This is a genomic window from Ruminiclostridium papyrosolvens C7 (assembly GCF_000421965.1).
Taxonomy (GTDB): Bacteria; Bacillota; Clostridia; order Acetivibrionales; family DSM-1351; genus Ruminiclostridium; species Ruminiclostridium papyrosolvens_A.
Map to the genome: position 1 here is coordinate 114161 of NZ_ATAY01000098.1, position 21891 is coordinate 136051.

The following is a 21891-nucleotide window of genomic DNA, read 5'->3' on the forward strand; positions in this document are numbered from 1 at the left end:
ATACTTAAATTTTACCTGGGAAAGTAGTTATTTTACCCAGCAAGTATTGTTTAAGCAGTGAGAAATCCAATGCGTCTACTGTTCCGCTGGCATCTACATCAGCCGGCTTTATGTCGACCAAGGTTTCCACTCCTAAAAGATGCTTTTTCATAGCCATTAAATCCAATGCATCTATATCGCCGTCCGAATTAATATCACCTAATTTAATAACCGGTGTTGGAGTTCCAAGGTCTGCAACAAAGGTCGTAACGCTTTGAGCAGGAAGTTGAGCTGTAAATGTACCTGCTGATACATTAATATCTGAACCTGCTGCAACATTCTTGCTGCTGTCAGTTATCCATGTAGCTACCTTTGTTGCTGATGCTGAAGCACCATTTTGCATAATAAATTTTTGGCTTATTGCAGAAGTGCCTTTGTTGATTGCAACAATAACAACTTTGTTATCCCCTTTATAGGAGGAAACGAAAACGTTGGTATCAGGATTTTTGGTTGCGTCAACTCTTGTATATCCGGGACGAACAAACTTTGAGAACTGAGACATCATGGCACCACGTTTACTCATGGTACCGTCCTCTTTCATGGGGCCGTATTGTCTGCGGATAAACCACCACACATATGTCTGGAACTCAGCTTCAACCATTGCATTGTGCATATGGTTTGCAACTTCCAAAGCTTCCGGCCAGCGATCGGCGGAATTAGCTTCACTGTTAGGATAGTAAACTTCCGTCATCCACAAATCTTTTCCTGCACCCTTCTGTTTGAAGAGTGGATAAGGGAAATTGCTCACTTGAGTACCATAAAGGTGAGCACCGAGAATATCCATATTGGCAAGAGCCTGAGGATCATTTAAAATAGGGTCTGACATACTTTTGATATATTGAAAGGATTCAGGCGCTATTACTCTGCAATTGATAGTTCCGGCATAATCCTTCATAAAAGTAAGCATTTCTTGCGGAGTCCACCAGGTCCATTCATTTGCGTAATCCGGCTCATTCTGGATTGAAATAGCATACAAATCAACACCGTTTTCCTTCATGTACGCAACAAAATCGTTGAGATGCTGTGCATATGCACCGTATTTTGCCGGGATAACATGCTTTTGACCATTAACAGTCTGAACCATGTCAGAAGGAGGATTCCATGGTGAAGCAAAAACTATTGCACCGTTTTTAATTGCTGCTTTTGCAGTATCCACTTCTTTAGACCAAGTAGTTTTATCCGGGTCTACATGTATTCTTAAAATAGAAAAACCCAACTGACCGTTTCCATTACCAAAAGCAGTCTGTCTTTGATCAGCTGTCAAATCTGAACCTTGCCAAGCAGGGTAGTTCATTCCGCCAAAGCCACGAATCACTTGCTTTTCTGAAGATAGATTTACTGTTACATCGCTGGCTGCAAAGACCTCAGACACAGGAACAACAAATACCATTGAAAATACAACCAAGCAAACCATTAAAACACTAATCGTCCTTTTAAAGCTCGAAGTCATTCTTTTCATCTCCTATAAATAATATTTCAACCATAAATCGGCTGATTAAAAAGCCGGTCTTGCTGCTTTCGTATAACCAAATCAACAGCCTTTCCTTTATGAAACCGGTTAGTATAAATAAAATGAAAATGTTTATATGGATAGTAAAAAAATGAGTATTCGGCAGAGTTATGCAAAGAATAATGCAGGTAAACTCAAGAAAGAAGAATCATATAACTGGCTGTTGCTTTTGAAGTATCACCTCCTATTTTTGATATAAAGCAACAATCTAGCCTTTGTTTTAATTATACGTTATATTTGAAATAATCTCCATTATTACCAAGAATGATATAAGTAAGAGTGGAACTTCAAAAAGCATTGAACCCAGAATAACTTTTATTGGGATAAATTTCAAACTGTGCTATAATATTGACAAATCTGTATACTATAAAAGGTAAGCGTAGGAGAGATACATATGTGGATATCTATATTAACAATGATAATAAGTATTACGGCAATAATCATAAGTGCCGTCACGGTTTTATACACTATCAGAAAGGACCATGAACGTTCAAGACGTGAAAAGGCATTGGACCTTGTAATGCAGTGGAGTATAAATCTAAGTAGTAATCGAAAGTCAAGTCTTGCCAGAAAATATGTGGAAAAATTTGATGAGAAACAGGCAAGAAGTCTTATTAATCAGGAAGAAGTTATTTTTAATGAAAATGAGACGGAACTTTGCAGTAAAATCAGAAAACTATTATCAATCAACTTAGAAGCAGGTAAAGAATACGAAAGAAAGCTGACTATGGAGGAAAGTTCCGAACTTCGATGGATTATAATTTGCTATTTAAACATGTTGGAATCGGTTCTAAGTGCAAGTCATAATGGTGTAGCTGATAATAAGATAATCAGGGAACAGTTTCAATATTTATATAATCCGGCAAATGGTGATTACGTTTTAGAGAAGTTTAGAAAAGCATGTCCGGGGTGTTATCCGGCAACAGACAGCTTCTATGAAAAAATTAAAAATAAAAGTGGCGATGAAAGAGGCAAAGTTGCCTGATATTTGTCCATGAAAAAATAGAACCATTCGGATTAATTATCTGAATGGGAAAATATATGGTAAAAGGCATCAAATTATTAACTACTTATCATTAGCCCTCAAATCTAATTTCGTACTTAACAAAATATCTTTTACATTGTCTAATATTTTACTTTCACTAGAATCTATTATATTTAGAGTCAAATATTGGGGTACAGTATTTAAAGAATCAAAAGTTGCAATAGATGAGTACGTTGCAAAATCTCCATTAACTACATGCGACCCAATGTTACCTTTTGATTGAGCTATTCTTCCATTTCCATTATATGTTTAATGACTGCGCTTTATTTGATTTTAATGTTTTAAAGCATCTTAATCAAATCTTCTAGTTCTAGACACAATTTATTTGCACGTACAAAATTATTATCCTTTAAAGCTAATTCAATTTTGGTCTCTACTAATTTTTTCTTTTGTTCTATCTCTAAATAGTCTTTATCAAAATAACTAGCATAAATCATTTTTCTAAATTTTCGTATACTTATTTGTCTAATTGTCTTATCTTCAATGATCAAAACATAATCCATACAGTTTGCTATAGTATAGAAATCATGAGAAATCATTAGAATAGCACCTTTATAGTTTTGAATAGCCTTTTCCAATGCCATTTGTGAGTATGTGTCTAAATGACTTGTCGGTTCATCCAGAAGCAATAGGTTAGCTTTACTGGCAGAAACTTTAGCTAATTGAAGCATATTTTTTTCTCCACCAGATAATTCTTCTATCTTTTGATTGAGAATTTCTCCTTCAAAACCATAGTTTGAAATATAGGACCTGATATCGTCATAGGTTTTAAGCCCAGCATCGAACAATTCTTCAAATATGGTATTAGACTCATTTAGCCTTTCGCCTTGAAGCTGAGATAAATAGGCTACTTTAGCGTTATCATTTATTTCAATTAAATCATTATTATTTTTATAGATTTCTCGTAATAAAGTCGTTTTCCCGGTACCGTTCGAACCTACGAGAGCTACTTTATCGGTAGACTTTATCTCAAAGTTAACATTTTCTAAAAGCAACTCATCAAAGGCGATACTACAACTATTGACTTTCAAAACAACGGTGTCTTCGATTTCATCCTCTATATCAAAGCTGATATTTGGTTGCTTAATATCTACAAATGGGGCTTTAATTTTACGTGCTTCTAATCTTTCTAAATATTTAACTCTTGCTTTTAGCGCTTTGCCTCTGGAGGCATCAGCATTAAAAGTTGCAATTTTTCTAAGATTAATGACTACATCCTCATTTCTCTCAATTTCTTCATTCTCAGCGGCAGTAATTTCTTGTAACTCAATTTTAGATTGAAGTAATGTTAAGTTATAATCAAGATATCTTCCATTAAACTCTTGAAGCTCCATATTTTCAAGGTGAATAATTTTGTTAAAACAATGGTTCAGTAAATATCTGTTGTGTGTAATAATCAGCATTATTCCCTTGTGATTATTAATTAGATTTCTAAGAGAATTAAGATTATCAAAATCTAAAAATACTTCAGGTTCATCCATTATCATTAAATTTGGACTACTAAGCATTTCCTTGATTACTTGAATAAGTTTGAATTCCCCACCACTAAGTTCAGATACCCTTTGATGCTTAAGCTTGGTTAGGTTTGCAAGATTTAATTTCTTATTGACATTGCTTTCAAAATCTTCCCCACCAATTGAATCAAATACATCTAATGCTAGTTGATATTCTTCCAGTAAAGAATCAATCTCCGAAGATGTTTCCATTGCAGTACAAATAGATGTTATTTCATTTTGTACCTTAGTAAATTCTTCTAATAAATATTCAAAAACTGTTGTTTCTTTAGTCTTGTCTAGTTGTGAAAACTGACTTACATACCCAACCCTACAAGTTGGTTCCATATCTATCTCGCCATCGTACGTATATTTTTCCGGATTCATCAGTATATCTATCAGTGTGCTTTTTCCACTGCCGCTTGTTCCTACAAAAGCGCAATGTTGACCATCTTCTAATGTAAATGAAATATTTTTAAATAAATCTTTTTGCGGAAATGAGTAGGATAAATTATTAACTTTTATCATAGTATTACCTTTCTTTATAACTAAAGAAGAGCCTATTAAATAAGCTCTTTCTAATATAATATTCCCTATTGCAATTGAATAATATGTAGTTAACAAAATCGATTTTAGTGTTCAGTTTACCGTTGACAGAATAACATCTTTTACAACTAATTTCAATCATTTTTATATTTAAACATTAATATGTTAGTCACATGTTTTAGAGAGGACTGCTCTTAAGGAGACAGAATAAAGACGTAACTTGACAATATAAAATACATGTAATATAATTCTTAATATGTTAAATATTGGTAAATAGCTACCGTTTGTAAAACATATTATTAGTGTGTAAAGTATTGAGGAAAAACTTTTGTTTTTTATAGTATCATACTATAAAGTTCTACTTATAGAATATTTAAGTCTGGAAAAACACCTGCAGGGTTTTCAAAATAAAAAAATAAACGTTAGGAGAACATTATGTTCAAAAAGATTTTAAGTACTTTCTTAGCAATAAGTATCATGGTAGGTATGAGCCAAACAATATTCGCGACCAATATTGATGCTGAAAAAGCCGATACTCAAGTCATTCTTGCCAAAACCGCATATGTTAAAGATGTAAATGAGAATGGTACAAACTTAAACAATGATGTTATTGATGGCAACAAAAATGTAAAACAAGACACGAAACTTAAAATCAGTATAAACCCTGATAATTCCATGAATGTTTTTACAAATATAAATGGTGCTGATGTTACGTTTAACGGTATTCCTGCTGGAAGAAGTGAAAATAGCAATGCAGTTTTTTTTACAGGTAAATCTTCTGATCCTAAATATTCAATTATTAATTTTTCATATGAAAAAAACATTTCGGAATCCAGCATGTACTTTAAGAGCTATAAAGAACAAAAGAATTCTAAACCTTCGTCGCTCCTAAAGATTTATCTAAAAGTAAACGGTTCTGATACTCGTGACTACATATTTTTTGAGGCTTTTAATTTTAAACCTACTTTTGACGAGCAATTTATCTCCAATCTTCCTAAGAACACAATGCTAGGTGCCTGGGCAGCTACTCAGTTTAAGCCAATAGAATCATATAGTGGAGAAGTCAAAAGTGATATATCAATTATGTCTACATCTAATACAAAAAATTGGTATTGCACTAAGTCTTTTAATAATATGGGGGAAAATGAGACCCATACTATCAAATGGCTTACAAATGTGGATTATAGTAATGTCCCTGTAGGACAGGAAACTTATGAATATTATACACTGAAAGTTACTGATAAGACATGTAGATACAGTGTTAATACAAACCTTAATTCGGATTCTGAATCGTGTCTTCATGTTGATGCATTAAGTCTTGACCAGACCTCTATTCCGTATACCGCATGGAAAAGTACAAAGATAGATGGACTTGTGCAAAAAAGTGCATTTGCTGGTGATCTTTCTGCAAGCATAAGTGTAACTTATGGATTGTTAAGTCTCTCGTACAGTATACCTGTATCATTTTCTGATGTGGGTTCAGTTGATATAGATGGATTATATAATTCATATCTAAACGGTGTAAACGGAGATTATACCCGCAGCATTAATACTGAAATGGATAGCGGTTTCAGACTTACCCAGGAGGGACATTATTTTATGGTTCGCTCAGCATTAAGAGATTATGGAAACACAACTCGTTCAGCACAAACATTAAAATCAAGATGGCATATAAACATTCTCAATGCAGCTACTCTTGATGTATATCCACTTTATTTTGATCACGATGTATCAGTATCAATTACCTGATAACATACTCACATAAAAGCAAGTAGTAAGGGGTCACAGTAATGTGGCCTCTTTTATTACACAGAATCTAGATTGAAAATAGGTATATAATTATATGGAAATTCTGGTATAATAAAACAGAGTTGATGTATTTGTATCTCTACTCAACTTCGGGGGTGTTAAATGATTAAGAGAAGGTCAAAACTCATTATAATCACTATAATATTTGTTGCTTTAATATCTGCAATAATCAATAGCATGCCGGATAAAAGTACTGATATGTCTAAGCTTATTGAAAAGACTCTGTCTAAACAATATAAAGATAAAACAAAAATAGGGATTTTTGATACTTATGAAGTCTTAGACTATAAAATAGCCGGTTTCATAGAAGTTGGCAGTGATAAGTGTGGGTTTTCCGTGTTAAAACAGGATATTAATTCACGGTTTGAATTAATAAGTGTTAATAGATTTGATAGGCTTATGAAAAGAGCCTTAGATACATATATCCAGTATATTGATTTAAAGGACGAAAAATATGAATTAGGGTTTGAGCGTTATTTGGTTATTCTCAGTATGAATCCTGAATTATCCAGGATAAAGATGACTGTGGATGATGGAAAACCAATATATAAGGAGATCAAATCCACCCCCTCGCTGACAGTACTCAAATATCCAATCGAAGCCACCAATGCAGAATATCTTTTTTATGATAAAGCAGGTAAACTTCTCAGATAATAGCACAACAAAAAGGTTTAGACGTCTGAATCAACCTGAACCTGTCTGTATGCGGTTTTTTTCATTTGCTTTAAAAATAAAATTATCAGGGGAAGCCAATAATATACAGAGGAAAATTATAATAAAACCTCAGATTTTAGTCTCTGTTCTCCACTATCACTCCGGCCAGTTTTTCACTAATCCATCCAGATATTCTGGTATATTGACAATATTCTTTTTCATACAGCCAAAAGTTCTCCGGTTACTACCGTAGTTGGTTTTGAGTATTATAAAGAATCTTGCCACTCGCTGAATATCTGCTAAACCTTGCAGATTGTATTGTGAATCATTAAAAAGCTCTAGAATTTAAAAATATTGCAACTCTCTGCAGCTTGTCCACAGTGATACTTTACACATCTGAAACAGGTTCATAAGCTCACTGTTATAGTCATTATAAATTTCCATATCTTATGGGAATCGTTGTAGAAAAGCACCAATGCAGCTCCGCCAAAAACCTCTATGTATCTTTTTGCTCCTTCCGGGAACCTTTATGTTATTTCCTATAGATTGATATAATGTAAATTGTTGGTGTATATTTTCACAGAATATTATATAATAATTATAAACTACTCCTATATTTTCAAACTTCTACATTTTTCCATATATAAAAAGAAGGGCACAAATAAAATATTTATATTGAGCCTTGATACTAAGGAGTGGGAAGTAACAATTTCATTTAATTTTAAAGGAGGATGTATCATGTTTTGGAAAAAAGGTTTTAAAAAGAGCTTGTGTTTTGTTCTGTCGAGTATCATGACCCTCAGCGTGGTGTCTACTGCTAATATATCGGTATCTGCAGCTGATGCTAGTGATAAAGTTTTCAAACCGCTTCCTTATGAGTACAAAATGACTAGTTCAAAGCAAGGTACTATTGAAAGGTTAAGCTACAATTTCGGTAATGATACAAAATATTTTAACGTCTATCTTCCTAACGGATATAATCAGTCTGATACTTCTAAAAAGTATAATGTTGTATATCTGATGCACGGTGGCGGCGAAGATGAGAATTTATTATTCGGCGGACCGGGTCAGAACAAGGAATTAAAGGTAATAATTGATAATATGATTGCAAAGGGAGATATTGAACCGGTTATAGTTGTTACACCTTCATTTTACAAAGGTAATAATGATGTTGCTGGTTTTCCTCAGGAATTAAGCACTACACTTATTCCTTTGGTTGAAACCAAATATAATACCTATTTAAAATCAAAAAGCACTGCTGATATGAAGTCTTCCAGAGATCACAGGGCATTTGGTGGATTCTCAATGGGTTCGGTATGTACCTGGTATACATATATCAACTGCCTTGACTATATTAAATATTTTATGCCTTATAGCGGTGACTGTTGGGCTTTAGGTTCGACAGCCGGAAGCAGTAAACCAACGGAAACAGCACAGTATCTGGCAGATGTTGCAAAGAAAGCCGGTTATAAAGCACCACATGACTTCAAACTGTTCTGTGCTACAGGCAGTGACGATATTGCATATCCTAATATGAAACCCCAGATAGATGCAATGAAAAAACTAACAGATACTTTCGTATATTCATCTGACATAAAAAACGGAAATTTCTATTTTATGGTTGCAAATGGTGGTACACATGCATGGACTTGGATTAATCAGTACATTTATAACGTATTACCGGATTTGTTTAAAGATATAGCACCAGTTCAAACCTTGGGTGATCTGAATAACGATGGTTCAGTTGACTCAACAGATTATGCTCTCTTAAAAATGCATATGCTCAATATAACACCGCTTACGGGAGATGCTCTTAAAAATGCTGATGTGGACAGAAACGGCCAAGTTGACTCCATTGACTTTGCATTGCTTAAAAAGTATCTGCTTGGTAGTATATCAGCTTTCCCTGTATAGAATACAGCTTTTTCAATAAGGAAACATAAATAAATTAAGCATGAAAGAGTACCTTATCTTTCATGCTTTTTCGTTTAACCAGGTAATCACTTTAAGTTAATTTATTAATAATAATTCCTTACCAGCACCTCACAATACGTCTTCTCCATATACAAGAAATGATAAACGATTTTTCTAAAACACATTCCGAAAAAACATGCCGAAATTTCTTAGGTGATGTCGGTGGAGTTTTTAAATATGCAATATTGAATAAATCTATTAAAACAAACCCATGTGAAGGTATAAAGGTGCCCAAAGACACTGATAAATATGAATACTACATCTATGACGAAAATGAATTTAATGCACTATTAGATGTTGTTACTGGAACAAAGGAAGAAATACCAATCCTATTGGCTGGTCTGTGTGGATTAAGAGCCAGCGAAATAATGGGACTGACATGGAATGACATTAATTTTGATACTCACATAATCAATGTCCGGAAAGTAAAAGTTCACGTAAACGGCGAAGTAATAAGTAAAACCACTAAGACAAGAACATCCTACCGAAGCATAAAGGCTCCTGCATACGTCATTGAACGCTTGACAATTAATAAAAATGTTGATTTTGTGTACCCTAGGAAAAATGGAGCTGCAGAGCATGGTGGTAATTATGGAAAACGATTTACAAGAAAATTAAAAAATGCAGGGCTACCGCACACACGTTTCCACGATCTCAGGCATTTCAATGCAACCATGATGTTGAAAAAAGGAATTTCAGATAAGGAATCGGCTGAAAGGTTAGGCCATTCAGATACCAACATGACTAAAAAATATCAACATGTATTAAATAATATGAAAAACAGGCCAGCTGACGTCCTTGATACGATTGTTAGGAAATCGGATGTCAAAAAGGATGTCAAATGACCTGTAATCCGCTAATTTGTGGTGGAGGCGAACCGTACCAGTCAAAGATAACAACTGATATAAGTGGGTATAGGCATAAAATATACTCTAGATAAATTATTGAAGTCTTTTCGTACCTATAGTAATACAAAAAGATTGCTTAGCATAGGTAGTAATTATGTTCCCTAAGATGAACTCCTTAACTGATTATCATTTAACCATGCAACCAAATAATATATTACATTGATTCATATATCTCTAAAATTTTTATTATATTATATGTATTAACAAACTCGGTTCTATTTCTGACCCCTAAATTATTAAAAACATTGCTTATATATTTTCTTAATGTAGAAATGCTAATATTGCATTCGTTGCATATATGTTTATCCTCATATCCTTCTTTTAGAAGCTCCACTATTCTTCTTTCTTTATCACTAAATTGTAACGAAACTTTGGTATTTAAATATACTGGTACTTTTAAAGTATCCATTATATACTCAATTATAAAATTTCTATAAAAATTATTAACTAACATTTCCAAAAATAATAAAATAATATCGCTAGGCTCCGAGAATGTAACCATTGAAATAAATAATATCATTTCACCACTTGTTTTCTGTACTGGCATTGAAATAATATTTCCATATTTTTCACTCAATATATCTATTGAAAACGATTTTCTTTTTTTTGACGAATTGATATTATCATTGATTTTACATTCTAGTTCTCTTCCAATATTAAACTTTATAAACTTATATTTTCTGTATTTTAACGAAACAATATTAGTATATTTATTATCATTTAACAAAAATAGCGTTTCATCACATAAATCTTGAAAAGTCTTAGTGTTCGATATTTCTGTAATAGTATTGATAAATACTCTACTTATTAGGTTTTTGACTATTTCCACATCCATTGGTACTATACACCCTTCTAAATTTAGCATTTCAAACATTATAGCATCGTAAGGATTATATTGTAAATACTTATATTATTATCCGATATTAGGTATAAATGTAGATATTTTATTGATAATTCTATATAAAATCAAGGTAATAATATTCACTATTTTTTCCCACTTAGTTAATATATAATAACTAAGAATTATACGTGCGGCCGTAACTGAATTCAAAATATAATTAGTGGAGGTATTTATGAAATATTTTAAAAAAGTTATTATTCCATTTTTGTTAATAGTTTGTATGTTACTTTCAAGTTTGCCTGTTTGTGCAGCTCCGATACAGCCTTCGGGCACACTTGGTGGAGCATCGATACAATCTCTGCCTTCGGAGCCTTCGGGTGTATGGTATGCGCCTTATGGAGGAACCTGGAATGTCAACAATAATATTCCTGCCTCTGGAATATTACGTCCTCAAAAGATTGTATATATTACATATGACCAACTCGCACTTATTCAAGCTAACAAATTAACCTCAAGTGATTTATACTCTTTAGCTAGGCTTGCTATAGATAAAGGTATTTCATATGTATTAGAAAGTTTAACTAAAAAATTAGGTTCAACTATTGCCAAAAAGTTTGTTCCATATATTGGTAACGCAATACTTGCATATGACTTTTTTAATGGTTTATGTTCATTTATAACAGATGCTAGATTTGCTCAAGCAATATCTAGAAAACATGGAATTGCGATTAGTACCGGTTTCACATATACTGGTATCTCTTATAACCCTTATACAGCTTACGATGATTGGAGTTCAACTTATGTTTATAATCCGACGGGTTGTGTAGGTACCTTTACTGCAAATAACAACTAGTACCGGTTATCAATGCCTGAATGAGTCCAAAAGGAATATACCTATGGACTCATTTTATTTGGATAGTGAATATAGACTTTTGAAATAAATTCTATATAATATATATTATTACTCAAATAGGATGGTGAAATTATATGAGAGGCAAATTAAATGTGAAAAGTATATTATTAATTATTGTAATCATAATCTTTTTTTCGTCAGCAATTATAAGGGATAATTATTATTTAAATATATCAGCTATATTAGCTGGTTGTTCTGTTCTTTTCATATCAAATATTTTCAATCCTATAAAATGTATGTTAGTAAATAACCGTTTTAGTGTAATTGCCTTCCTAAGCATAGTATTTAATATAAGTATAATTATAATAGCTTCTATCTGTTTATTAGTCTTTTCAAATCCTTTGCTTATTGTTTCTATATTAGTTTTATGCTTTATTGATATGTTATTGAATTTTTTCATTAAGAAAAAAATAGATTTTGGTGATTCCCTTCTTTTGTTATGTTTGATGATTTATTTAATTAGTAATTTATATAAACTATAATATATTTTTTGATTCTTCATAAAGTATAAAAAACAGAACCTTGTATTTATCAGCAGAATTCAAATAATCAAGGTAATGCGACTTCAGGCATATAAACCCATATATAACTGCAAAAGATGGAAAGCTTACAAACGATGTTTCCGTTTAAATAACAGAGAAATTAAGTATAAGTGGGGTTTCAACCAAAAGCAATGGGTTGAAACCCTATATTTTTATTTATTCCCTTAATGTAATATTCCAACGTGCTATGTATATAATTAAATTAATCCTCAATAATTCCTCACCAACACCTCACAGTACGTCTTTTCCTTTCCCTCATACCTACTTAGTAAATTATGATTCCTCTGAATTTCCTCAATAGTAAAGTCACTGTAAAGCTCCCTTACATACTCACAGTCATTGTATGACAGCAGAAATTTACCTTTTATACTTTTCAAGGTTTTGGCAAGCCTTTCATGATCCTCCGTTTTGAATTCAGCCTGATAATACTTTTCTGTTCCATAATACGGCGGATCCAGATAGAAGAATGCTTCAGGCCTATCGTATATTTTAATCAGGTTTTCGAAGTCTCTGTTCTCCACTATCACTCCGGCCAGTCTCTCACTAATCCTGTCCAGATATTCTGTCATATTGGCAATATTCTTTTTCATACAGCCAAAGGTTCTCTGATTACTACCATAGCTGGTTTTAAGTATCATAAAGAATCTTGCCGCACGCTGAATATCTGTTAAGCCTTGCACATTGTATTGTGATTTGAAATCATTAAAAAGCTCCCTAGAATTTAAAAAATATTGCAACTCTCTCTGTAGCCCACCACAATGATACTTTACACATCTGAACAGGTTCACAAGCTCACTGTTATAGTCATTATAAACTTCCATATCTGCATGAGAATCCTTGTAGAAAAGCACCCATGCCGCTCCTCCGAAAACCTCTATGTATCTTTTCATACCTTCCGGGAATCTATTTGTTATTTCCTTTTTCAAACAATTCTTTCCGCCGATCCATCCGATAAAACTATTCATAAATATCCTCCACTTAATTAGGAGCAAATGCCTGCTCCAAGTTTTTTATTTTTAATACTATTTTTTAGAACATATGTTCGTATAAATGGTAAAATTTTTTTACCCGGGAGTTTTAGTCCCGGGTATTCATATCCTTATTTTTGATCCTTAAGTTTTACAGCAAAGAAAAACGATACTGCCATGGTTGCCATAGATGCAAGCTTTTCTGGGTCTATTCTGTCCGTTGCTGTAAATCCTATCACAGCACCTACAAGGGCAAAGGTTACTATAGTTTTAACATCTATTAGTTTTGCAATTTTTTCTTTCATAGATCTCAATCCTCCTTATTTAATTGCATTGGCTATTTTAATAAATAATGCAGGTAAACTTGATACGGTCTTTTTTGCTTTATCTTCCGGCAGTTTTGATAACCAATATTCAAGCGGCGAATCAACCTTATTACATATGATTTTTAATGCCTCACCATATGTCATTTCAGGCACTACATATTGTATGTATGGGCATTTAAGCCAATGTGTCCATGGTGTAGCTCCTGAACCTTTAAGTGGTGTTTTTATTACGCCTGCTTTTGTCCCGTGAGCTTCTATTACTTGACCGTTGCCTACGTATACTCCTATATGTCCCTTGTGCCACACACATACCCCTGATATTTCGGGAATAGTACTAATAGGCCCTTTTTCTTTTGCAGCCGTGTACATTCCGTCAGCGTTCACATCATATTTACTTGTGTAAACAGGATTGTTTTTCCCCCAATCCCACCATAGATATGACTTGATAAGGTTGACACAGTCTGCTGTTCGTCTTTCTATGTAATGTCCTTTAATAAAATTCAAATACCGCCCAACATCATCCCCACATTGCTTTAATTTTGCCTGTAAGATAGATTCTGTTAATACCTGTCCGTACGTTCCCCGGACATATCCCCAACGTTCATTTAATGCCTTTTTGACGTGTTCAACTAACCCTATATTTGTTAACATGTTTTCCTCCTATTTACCCGTAAATTTTAAAGCCCCTACTATAGCACCGATAACGGTTATTGCTGTAGTAAGGGCTTTTATAAGCTCTAACATAATTGGCGACCAAGCTTTGTTGTCGCTCTCGTTTCTTTTTTTAATATCTGCCTTTATCTCGGTTAAGTCCTCCTTTATCGCTTTGACGTAAACTTTTGTTTCCGAATGGTTTTGCTCCAATGTTCTTATCCGTTCTTCGTTTAAACAGTGGTACCCACATTCACCTGCCATCGACTCACTTCTTTCTGTCCTAAAATATAAAAGGACTACCCATTTCTGAGTAATCATTTCAGGTATTATGTTAACCAATTATTTTGGATTTTTCCTCTGCCGTTATCCACCCCTTTGATACCGCAATATCAAGCTGTTTTTCTGTGAGTTCATTTACCTTATGTAAGTAATTCAACCTTTCAAACATACTTTATACCTCCTGTAAATTTGATGTGATTAGAGTGTCAATTTGTGCCTGCATATTAAGATTGTCCAAGATTAATGTATCAACCATTTTCTGTAGCTTTTCAATTTCTGTTTTCTCTACAATAAGTTTTTGACCGTCCCTATAAAAATACCCGTCCTTGTAAGAATCTCCTATAGCAACGGGAATGGTTCCACAAATGATAAGACCATTTGAATAAGCAAATGATTGATCAGCTATAATAATATTTTCTACAGTTGTTCCGTCCTGTGCTAGTATCGCACATCTTAGATTTTCCATGATACCCTCCTCTAATAACCCCATCGTATAATTACTATTCCACTACCACCAGTTCCTCTAGTACTACTTCCGTAGCCACCGCCACCACCTCCTCCACCGTAGCCACCACCACCATTACCTCCACCACATCCCATGACTCCTACACTACCAGTTTGACCAGCACTTCCAGACCCAGCTGTAAAAGATGATGTCCCGGGGTCTCCAGACGTTCCTACACCAGTTGATGTATTTCCCCCTGCTCCCCCAGCACCACCTCCGGCATGTATCCTACCCCAAAAATCAGTAGTTGGTGTGCCCTGTCCCGTACCGTTGGAGCCAGCACCAGAAGAACCTTTAATATAATATGCGGGAGTACCATTGCCACCATTAGAACCTGCTACACCACCCGCAGACCATGTACTAGATGATAAAATCATACCTCCTCCTCCAGCAGAACCACCATTGGCTCCATTACTGGAAGTTGCACCCCCACCTCCAGAAGCTGAAGTCAACCAGGTATAAGTACTTGAGCCACCTGTGGAGCCTGCTGTGCCCCCTGCACCTACAGTAATGGTTACAGGAGTTGAGGGTTTTACCTTATAGAAAGTCTTTGTATAACCTCCTGCCCCTCCACCGCCACCTACATATGAATTCCCTGAACTACTACCTCCGCCACCTCCACCTACCAGGAATACGTCAACAGTTTGGGGAAGTCTATCACTGAAAGAAAGCGTACCTGAGGAATAACATTCTATATAACCTTTTGTAGCTGTTTCTGCAACGATTTTACATGAACCTGTATAGTTAACTTGCAAAGGTTTACCACCGCTACCACTACGAATAAAAAAATTGCTACCTACCCTCACAAAACTGTAAGGCTTATTAGCTTTCATTGCTCCTTCTGTTAATGCAACACCGTCTGCATCTAAAAGCGGTGTTGCACCTAACCCACTAACATTTAACTTTGGTGATGCACTGCAATCAACATTCGGTATTATAGTTATTGGTAGGCCATCTTCATATGCGGTTAACGGAGGAGTAAGAGTTACTTTATATTCGGTTGATGTACTATCACTATCTACTTTCCCACTATACGGTTGTCTCACATAATCGGATAAATGAGTGTCAAGGTTGGATGTATTATCATTAATCAAATTTAAAAGATTACCGGCAGTATTTTCGTCAAGGATATCCTTTAAGTTCTCTACCCATGTTATAAAATCCTCATTTTTTTCTTTCTTAAAACTATCTAGTGCAGCCTGATATTGATTGAAAATTTCTGAAGTATTTACCTGTTCTACTGTTCCATGAACTATTCCACATAAATCACTGTTCAATCTTTGATCTGTAATGTTTGCTTGTAATATTGCGGTGTCTCCATTATTAATTAAGATGTCAGCTATAGCAAGTTCATATATATCTGCATTCCTTGTCAATGTTCGGGCTGTTGGTGTACTTGCCGGAGTCCCTTTCAAAACTGATAAAGCAATTTGCCTATTCAGATGATCCAGCCTCAATACAATCCTGTCAATTCTCTTTAATACACCGTCAGCCACATCTATTGACATATTGAATGTACCGGTATTTTCATAGTAATATCCATTTATCCATGCTTTCCCAGCAGCGACTGAAATGTTCATTCCACCTGAAGCTGTCACGGCTAAATTGTTACCCGGATTTGGATACACTCCGTTACCGATAAAGCTCCCGAAATAGGCAGCATAATCGGAGGCATTGTATTTTCTGTCCCCGTTTATACTGTTAAAAAAACTGCTTTTCTGCACTGTTTATTCCCCCTTCAATATATCCTTCAATTCCGGAAGTGGACTCCCGAAAGTAGGTGTTAGTGTTATGATACCGTTTTCATATACCTCTTCGATTTCGGTTATACGAACATCAATGACTTTGTTCCAAGCTCGATTTCTACAGGTGACAATATCTCCAAGGTCAAAATCCTTTTTATATACCAAACTAGATTGAAAATTTACATTGCTTTCAAAAGTTTCATTTTTGACTGACTGAGCCAAAGCTTCATTTCCACGTTGGATTAACAATGCCTTGTAGACATTCTCCGTTAAATCACCTTTTTGTATGTCCTTGGCATCAACGAATAATTCCCGTCTTTCAAGGCCTGTTGTATCTCCCACCGTAACAATTATTCTGGCTGTTCCTTCTCCCTCTCCGCCAACTATAGCCACTGTCTTATAATTTTCAGTTTCAAGAGAATATTTACTATCGGTTACATTTTCAAACTCTTCGGAGAAAATGGCCCTTGGATATACTTTCTGTGCTGCACTTCTGTTAATCCCCTGATAACATTCAAACAAAAGCTTTTTATCTTTTCTGTCGAATCTAACCCTGTATCCGATATTGCTTACCTGAGCGATTTTAGTTAATGTGGTGCATACATTTTTGTAAGTTATCTGCAAATCAACTGTTTCTGTATAGTTTTTTAGCTCTCCCAGTTCCAGAAACGGTATTGAATTCATATTACTTACAAGTGTCCGCATGGCAAGTTCAGCTGTGGTATTCAACACGGTTTCCTTCATTACGATTCGCCGTTCAGTGAGGGACGATAAAAAACGTCCTTTAACTGCAAGGTCATCTTTATCTATACTGATTCCCTCAATTATTCCGGCTTCATTTGCATCCCGCCGGGCAATTATATTGTCCTCTTCAAGTAGCTTCATATTTTCAGCAGTGTACTTTAAATGAAGTCCAAATTCTCCGGGCTGAAAATACCTTCTCCGCCACCTCAAACTGTCAAACACATCAATAAGTCCAATTAAATCAAGGCTTCTGTTATATATGTAAAGTTCCATATCACACCCCCAAATAGGCCGGAGTATAGTAAATTGATACTTCCAAGTTGTTGAGGTTTTGGTCTGCGTTGTACCTGATAAGATTATCTCCCGGCCCAAATTGCAGAAATACGCTGTCAGAATCAAGAGCATTAATCACGTTTGTTATAATTCCTGATCTGTTTAATTCTGCTCTTTTCTTTCCATATAGGGTACTTACTGTTATAATATCTCCGGCCTCCATTTCAATATTAATTTTAAGCTCCTGCTGCTTGTAAACATCAAAAATACTCGGATTTAACACACTTCCCAAAGCTTTAAATTCGACTACCATTCCAAGTGGTATGTCTCCGTAATTGATTACATTGACCACAAGACTCAATTGTCTTTGGCCCATTTCAATTCCATTAGGTATTATTTCAAGTGGAAATTCAAATGCTGGCAACCAGGAAGCAATATTATTACGGATACTGTTGATATCCTCCCAAAATGGGCTTGGACATAGTAAACTTAGTGATGCGGTCTTTAGAATTTTATTATCATTAATTTCAAGACTTTCAACTCTGCATGAAATTTTTCTCTTTATGTTATCCTGTTCAAATATCAGAGTACCTTCCGACTTAGGGATAAAAACACTGTATAGAAGATTCCTATTGGCTGAATAGTTGTTCTCAATCTGAAAATCAATAACAATATTCCTCATTGCTAATGTGCTGCCTATATAGCTTTCACCGTCCTGACCCGAGCCTTTGGATGTATTGATTTTTGTCTTAGGGGTACTTGTACCTCCATCAAAGTTGACTAAATAAAAAGGATCGAAGTACCCTATTTTAATACTTCGACCCTTATTATTTATATATGTTAATATCTTTGGCATTTTACACCCCCAGAACCAAACGCCTTGAAGCATTTCTGGTCTGCCTTGCAACTTCTGCTGGTGTTAAAGGTGTAGGACTGTAAATGTTAACAGTCTGGTTGTAATCTCCCGGATGACCAGAGCCACTGGATGAACTGTTGTTGCCCGGTATATAATCCTTTTTGTTAACAGGTATCGCCTTTGCCATGTTTGACGATACACTTCCCATTTCTGCTTCAAAGCCCATGCCGATTCCCTGGGCCATGTATTTACCTACCTCGTCAGCTAACACACGAGAAGGGGAATGTATATCAAGAACCGACTTAATACTGTTTACTATTCCATTTGCAAATCCGGTAATTTTATCTTTTAGCCATCCTACTGCACCCGTCATGCCATTCCATATCCCTTCAACAATGTTTTTGCCTATATTAGCCATTTTGTTTGGCAGCTCCAACATGAACCCAACAAATTTTGCTATAAACGAAGGCAGGTTATTATTAGCCCAATTGATAAGTTCTGATTTGAGATTATTGAATTTATCCTTAATCCCGATTATTGCATTCCACACCTTGCCCGGCAGTCCCTTAAAAAATTTAACGACATCATTGACAAAACCATCCACAAAGTTCTTAAAACCGTCACAGTTGTCATACAGCAATTTGAATGCTCCGGCAAAAGGATTGACTATCATTAATAGCAGTGCTTGCCAATTACCTTTTATAAAGTCAATTACGGTATTAAAAACACCTTTCACTTTTTCAACGGCTGTAAAAACGGCACTTTTTATCTTTTCCCATATTCCGATTATGGCATCTCTAAAATCTTCATTTGTGTTCCACAACACTATTATTGCAGCAACTAATCCAGCCACCAATGTTGCTATTAAAGCTATTGGATTTGCTGTCATTGCAAGATTGAATAGTTTTTGAGCTAATGTAGCACCTTCTAGCGCTTTTGTAAACCCAATAATCCCCTGCACCATAGTAACTATATTCCAAGCAGCCAAACCAACTCCAATTGCCGTGATAGTCGCTAAAACAATAGCTTGATTATCTACTATCCATCTGACAACATTTTCAATTAATTTAGACAAGTTTTCTATAGCAGGAACTAACTTTTCAGCGATTTGACCTCCAATTACTCCGAAACTGCTCATAGCAGTTGCCTTCAATTTGTCTACCCCATCAGCAAAGGCATTAGCACCATCTAAAGCTTCTTGGGATAAAATCAAACCTGCGGCTTCCGCTTCTTCTCCATATTTCTTTAAATCTTCGGCACCGCCAAGTATCAATGGATTTAAATCTTGAGCAGACTTACCAAATATTTGCATAGCAAGTGCATCTCTTTGGGTTTCATTCTCCATTTTACCAAGAGCATCTATTACTTCATTAAACACATCTTGATTATCTCTTAATTTCCCTTCATTGTCTGTTATGGTTATTCCTAAAGCCTTGAATGCTTCTTCTTGGTTTTTGCTACCTTGTCGTGCGCTTTCCATATTTCTTGTGAGTTTTGCCATAGAGCCTGTTAAAGTTTCCATGGATACATCTATTCTATCACTAGCATACTGGAATTTCTGTATCTGTTCAGTTGATAATCCCGTCTGTTTTGCCAGTGTATTGATATCATCAGCTGCAGCTCCTGCTTGTACAGCCATACCTATTAACCCAGTACCTATTCCAGCTGCCGCAACTGTTGCGCCCTTCATAAAGTTATTCATTTTCTCAGATTTTTCTCCAAGAAAATCAATTTCTTTATTGGTCTTTTTAGCCTGGTCTTCTATCTTCTTTAGTTCGATTTCGGTTTTTGCAACTTCTCTTTGAAAGGCTCTGTATTGCTCTTCGGATATTTTTCCTTGCTTAACTTGCTCTTGAACCTGTTTTTCAGCTTCTTTGAGGGTATTCAGTTTACTTTTTGTATTGTCAACCGAATCTGCAAGAAGTTTCTGCTTCTGTGCTAGAAGTTCAGTATTGGTGGGGTCAAGCTTTAAAAGCCTTTCAACCTGTCTTAACTCGTTCTGTAAACCCCTACTTGTCTTATCTACATCACCAAGTGCTTTATTTAATGGCCCTGTATTACCGCCAATTTCAACTGTTATTCCTTTTATTGTTCCTCCTGCCAATGTCATTCCTCCTTTCCGAAGTTCTTCCTCAACTTAGCTCTATCTGGTTTGGTCTGCTCAAGGATCCAGCTCCTTTCTAAATACTTTTGCCCCTCTTCTGATTGCATGTATTTATATATAACTGCATCTCGAAGTATAGCTTGATACTCAAAAACATTAAGTTCATATATTTGAGCAAAATTAAAGCCAGTATATTCAGATACCAGCTTTTCTTCAATATAATTTAGTTTATAATGCCCCTCGTCTGTATCATCAGGACAGCGAGGGATTTTTAGTTTGGGCTGTTCTTGGTTTCGCTAATCCATTTGAAGTACTCTGTAAGAATAAGACTTACTTGATCCATGTCAAGATCATCAATGACACTGTCTGGAACTGTATACCCTGATTTATTTTTATTCAAAATCATTTCCAAAGATTTAAATAAACCATCAACTACCTCCGGCCCTTTACTTTGGGTTAATTCGATAACTTTATTTAGAACTTTCTTTGTTGGAGGCTCTACATCAAGTACAATACCTCCAATTTTTATTGTAAAATATCTCTTATTTGCAGAATTAATATCAAACATATTTTTATCACCTCTTTATAATTCAAGGGGCCATAAGGCCCCTGTCAATTAACCTGCTAACGGAATTTTCTCTTCATATTTTATAAGTGTTCCTTCGTTATCCTGTGGCTGTGCCTTAAATTCTGCATCAATGACTGTTTCCTTATCCTTCTTGAAAGCCAAGGAAAATCCCGCCTGATTTTGACCAACTATAGTAACCCTGATATCACCATCCACCGGGTCTTCATGTACAAAATGTAAGACATATTTTTTGCCGTTGTCATTTCCTACTCCACCGATTTTTACGGTTCTTACTCCGGCGGCCTCGGTTACTCGTGCTGTACTACAGAGTTTTCCAAGTGTTTTTCCGTTCCATGTCATTATTCCGGATTTTAGAGTAGCTTCTTCTTCAGTAATTATTACTTTCGTGACTTTCCCCATATCGTCCTTAGCTTCATAAAATTTGGGCTTATACTCTAAGCTTGCACCACCCTGTATTAATCCAAGCAAATTTTCCTCTGTTTCAATTACATTGTTTTCAGGCACCGTTCCCGTGAACTCGGTACAATACAAATACCCACTGCCTAAAACTATTTTTTCTCCCTCTGTGGCCATT

General features: G+C 35.1%; 21 protein-coding genes. 6 read left to right on the forward strand and 15 right to left on the reverse strand.

Annotated elements, in window-relative coordinates; all coding sequences use genetic code 11:
* Positions 1-4: 4 nt before the first annotated feature.
* Positions 5-1489, reverse strand: a complete 1485-nt coding sequence (locus L323_RS39845; protein ID WP_020817276.1) for a dockerin type I domain-containing protein — start codon at positions 1487-1489, stop codon at positions 5-7.
* A 454-nt stretch (positions 1490-1943) separates the two neighbouring features.
* Between L323_RS39845 and L323_RS39850 the strand changes: the two genes are divergently transcribed.
* On the forward strand, positions 1944-2534 hold the full coding sequence (locus L323_RS39850) for a hypothetical protein (protein ID WP_020817277.1): 591 nt from the start codon (positions 1944-1946) through the stop codon (positions 2532-2534).
* A gap of 341 nt (positions 2535-2875) precedes the next feature.
* Here L323_RS39850 and L323_RS39855 read toward each other — a convergent pair whose 3' ends face one another.
* Complete coding sequence (locus L323_RS39855) at positions 2876-4615, reverse strand: ABC-F family ATP-binding cassette domain-containing protein (RefSeq protein ID WP_020817278.1); 1740 nt, start codon at positions 4613-4615, stop codon at positions 2876-2878.
* 453 nt (positions 4616-5068) lie between these two features.
* On the opposite strand from L323_RS39855, the gene L323_RS39860 reads away from it, so the two are divergent.
* From L323_RS39860 to L323_RS39875, 4 genes are all read left to right on the forward strand, one after another.
* A complete protein-coding gene (locus L323_RS39860; RefSeq protein ID WP_020817279.1) occupies positions 5069-6382 on the forward strand; it encodes a hypothetical protein in 1314 nt (437 codons plus the stop codon).
* Positions 6383-6544: 162 nt separating this feature from the next.
* Complete coding sequence (locus L323_RS39865) at positions 6545-7096, forward strand: hypothetical protein (RefSeq protein ID WP_020817280.1); 552 nt, start codon at positions 6545-6547, stop codon at positions 7094-7096.
* A gap of 738 nt (positions 7097-7834) precedes the next feature.
* Positions 7835-9010 (forward strand): dockerin type I domain-containing protein, encoded by a 1176-nt coding sequence (locus L323_RS39870; RefSeq protein ID WP_020817281.1) that lies wholly within the window; start codon positions 7835-7837, stop codon positions 9008-9010.
* 287 nt (positions 9011-9297) lie between these two features.
* On the forward strand, positions 9298-9915 hold the full coding sequence (locus tag L323_RS39875; RefSeq protein WP_020817282.1) for a site-specific integrase: 618 nt from the start codon (positions 9298-9300) through the stop codon (positions 9913-9915).
* Positions 9916-10132: 217 nt separating this feature from the next.
* Here L323_RS39875 and L323_RS39880 read toward each other — a convergent pair whose 3' ends face one another.
* The gene (locus L323_RS39880; protein ID WP_020817283.1) at positions 10133-10813 is read right to left on the reverse strand and encodes a helix-turn-helix transcriptional regulator; all 681 of its coding nucleotides are present in this window, start codon (positions 10811-10813) and stop codon (positions 10133-10135) included.
* Positions 10814-11051: 238 nt separating this feature from the next.
* On the opposite strand from L323_RS39880, the gene L323_RS39885 reads away from it, so the two are divergent.
* Complete coding sequence (locus L323_RS39885; RefSeq protein WP_020817284.1) at positions 11052-11672, forward strand: hypothetical protein; 621 nt, start codon at positions 11052-11054, stop codon at positions 11670-11672.
* Between the two features lie 811 nt (positions 11673-12483).
* Here the strand turns inward: L323_RS39885 and L323_RS39895 are convergent.
* The 12 genes from L323_RS39895 to L323_RS39935 all read right to left on the reverse strand — a co-directional run bounded on the left by L323_RS39895 (position 12484) and on the right by L323_RS39935 (position 21890).
* Positions 12484-13239, reverse strand: a complete 756-nt coding sequence (locus tag L323_RS39895; RefSeq protein WP_020817286.1) for a DNA adenine methylase — start codon at positions 13237-13239, stop codon at positions 12484-12486.
* Positions 13240-13373: 134 nt separating this feature from the next.
* Positions 13374-13547, reverse strand: a complete 174-nt coding sequence (locus tag L323_RS41465) for a hypothetical protein (protein WP_020817287.1) — start codon at positions 13545-13547, stop codon at positions 13374-13376.
* Positions 13548-13562: 15 nt separating this feature from the next.
* Positions 13563-14219, reverse strand: a complete 657-nt coding sequence (locus L323_RS39900) for a hypothetical protein (RefSeq protein ID WP_020817288.1) — start codon at positions 14217-14219, stop codon at positions 13563-13565.
* Between the two features lie 9 nt (positions 14220-14228).
* On the reverse strand, positions 14229-14561 hold the full coding sequence (locus L323_RS0121310) for a hypothetical protein (protein ID WP_020817289.1): 333 nt from the start codon (positions 14559-14561) through the stop codon (positions 14229-14231).
* Positions 14554-14670, reverse strand: coding sequence for an XkdX family protein (locus tag L323_RS41005; RefSeq protein WP_020817290.1), 117 nt, complete (start codon positions 14668-14670; stop codon positions 14554-14556). The genes L323_RS0121310 and L323_RS41005 overlap by 8 nt, the downstream gene beginning before the upstream one ends.
* Positions 14671-14673: 3 nt before the next feature.
* On the reverse strand, positions 14674-14967 hold the full coding sequence (locus tag L323_RS39905) for a hypothetical protein (protein ID WP_020817291.1): 294 nt from the start codon (positions 14965-14967) through the stop codon (positions 14674-14676).
* A gap of 11 nt (positions 14968-14978) precedes the next feature.
* Positions 14979-16730 (reverse strand): glycine-rich domain-containing protein, encoded by a 1752-nt coding sequence (locus L323_RS39910; protein ID WP_020817292.1) that lies wholly within the window; start codon positions 16728-16730, stop codon positions 14979-14981.
* 3 nt (positions 16731-16733) lie between these two features.
* The gene (locus tag L323_RS39915; protein WP_020817293.1) at positions 16734-17768 is read right to left on the reverse strand and encodes a siphovirus ReqiPepy6 Gp37-like family protein; all 1035 of its coding nucleotides are present in this window, start codon (positions 17766-17768) and stop codon (positions 16734-16736) included.
* Between the two features lies 1 nt (position 17769).
* Complete coding sequence (locus L323_RS39920; RefSeq protein ID WP_020817294.1) at positions 17770-18624, reverse strand: phage tail family protein; 855 nt, start codon at positions 18622-18624, stop codon at positions 17770-17772.
* A 1-nt stretch (position 18625) separates the two neighbouring features.
* Positions 18626-20728 carry a phage tail protein gene (locus tag L323_RS39925; protein WP_020817295.1) on the reverse strand — a complete coding sequence of 701 codons (2103 nt, stop codon included), beginning with the start codon at positions 20726-20728 and terminating at the stop codon, positions 18626-18628.
* 271 nt (positions 20729-20999) lie between these two features.
* Complete coding sequence (locus L323_RS39930) at positions 21000-21296, reverse strand: hypothetical protein (protein WP_020817296.1); 297 nt, start codon at positions 21294-21296, stop codon at positions 21000-21002.
* A gap of 48 nt (positions 21297-21344) precedes the next feature.
* A complete protein-coding gene (locus L323_RS39935; protein ID WP_020817297.1) occupies positions 21345-21890 on the reverse strand; it encodes a hypothetical protein in 546 nt (181 codons plus the stop codon).
* Position 21891: the final 1 nt, after the last annotated feature.

What these genes read in the sequence shown, in the direction of transcription:
- L323_RS39845 (WP_020817276.1), bottom strand. Translation starts at nt 1,489, where the DNA reads ATGACTTCGAGCTTTAAAAGGACGATTAGTGTTTTAATGGTTTGCTTG.
- L323_RS39850 (WP_020817277.1), top strand. Translation starts at nt 1,944, where the DNA reads ATGTGGATATCTATATTAACAATGATAATAAGTATTACGGCAATAATC.
- L323_RS39855 (WP_020817278.1), bottom strand. Translation starts at nt 4,615, where the DNA reads ATGATAAAAGTTAATAATTTATCCTACTCATTTCCGCAAAAAGATTTA.
- L323_RS39860 (WP_020817279.1), top strand. Translation starts at nt 5,069, where the DNA reads ATGTTCAAAAAGATTTTAAGTACTTTCTTAGCAATAAGTATCATGGTA.
- L323_RS39865 (WP_020817280.1), top strand. Translation starts at nt 6,545, where the DNA reads ATGATTAAGAGAAGGTCAAAACTCATTATAATCACTATAATATTTGTT.
- L323_RS39870 (WP_020817281.1), top strand. Translation starts at nt 7,835, where the DNA reads ATGTTTTGGAAAAAAGGTTTTAAAAAGAGCTTGTGTTTTGTTCTGTCG.
- L323_RS39880 (WP_020817283.1), bottom strand. Translation starts at nt 10,813, where the DNA reads ATGGATGTGGAAATAGTCAAAAACCTAATAAGTAGAGTATTTATCAAT.
- L323_RS39885 (WP_020817284.1), top strand. Translation starts at nt 11,052, where the DNA reads ATGAAATATTTTAAAAAAGTTATTATTCCATTTTTGTTAATAGTTTGT.
- L323_RS39895 (WP_020817286.1), bottom strand. Translation starts at nt 13,239, where the DNA reads ATGAATAGTTTTATCGGATGGATCGGCGGAAAGAATTGTTTGAAAAAG.
- L323_RS41465 (WP_020817287.1), bottom strand. Translation starts at nt 13,547, where the DNA reads ATGAAAGAAAAAATTGCAAAACTAATAGATGTTAAAACTATAGTAACC.
- L323_RS39900 (WP_020817288.1), bottom strand. Translation starts at nt 14,219, where the DNA reads ATGTTAACAAATATAGGGTTAGTTGAACACGTCAAAAAGGCATTAAAT.
- L323_RS41005 (WP_020817290.1), bottom strand. Translation starts at nt 14,670, where the DNA reads ATGTTTGAAAGGTTGAATTACTTACATAAGGTAAATGAACTCACAGAA.
- L323_RS39905 (WP_020817291.1), bottom strand. Translation starts at nt 14,967, where the DNA reads ATGGAAAATCTAAGATGTGCGATACTAGCACAGGACGGAACAACTGTA.
- L323_RS39915 (WP_020817293.1), bottom strand. Translation starts at nt 17,768, where the DNA reads ATGGAACTTTACATATATAACAGAAGCCTTGATTTAATTGGACTTATT.
- L323_RS39920 (WP_020817294.1), bottom strand. Translation starts at nt 18,624, where the DNA reads ATGCCAAAGATATTAACATATATAAATAATAAGGGTCGAAGTATTAAA.
- L323_RS39930 (WP_020817296.1), bottom strand. Translation starts at nt 21,296, where the DNA reads ATGTTTGATATTAATTCTGCAAATAAGAGATATTTTACAATAAAAATT.
- L323_RS39935 (WP_020817297.1), bottom strand. Translation starts at nt 21,890, where the DNA reads ATGGCCACAGAGGGAGAAAAAATAGTTTTAGGCAGTGGGTATTTGTAT.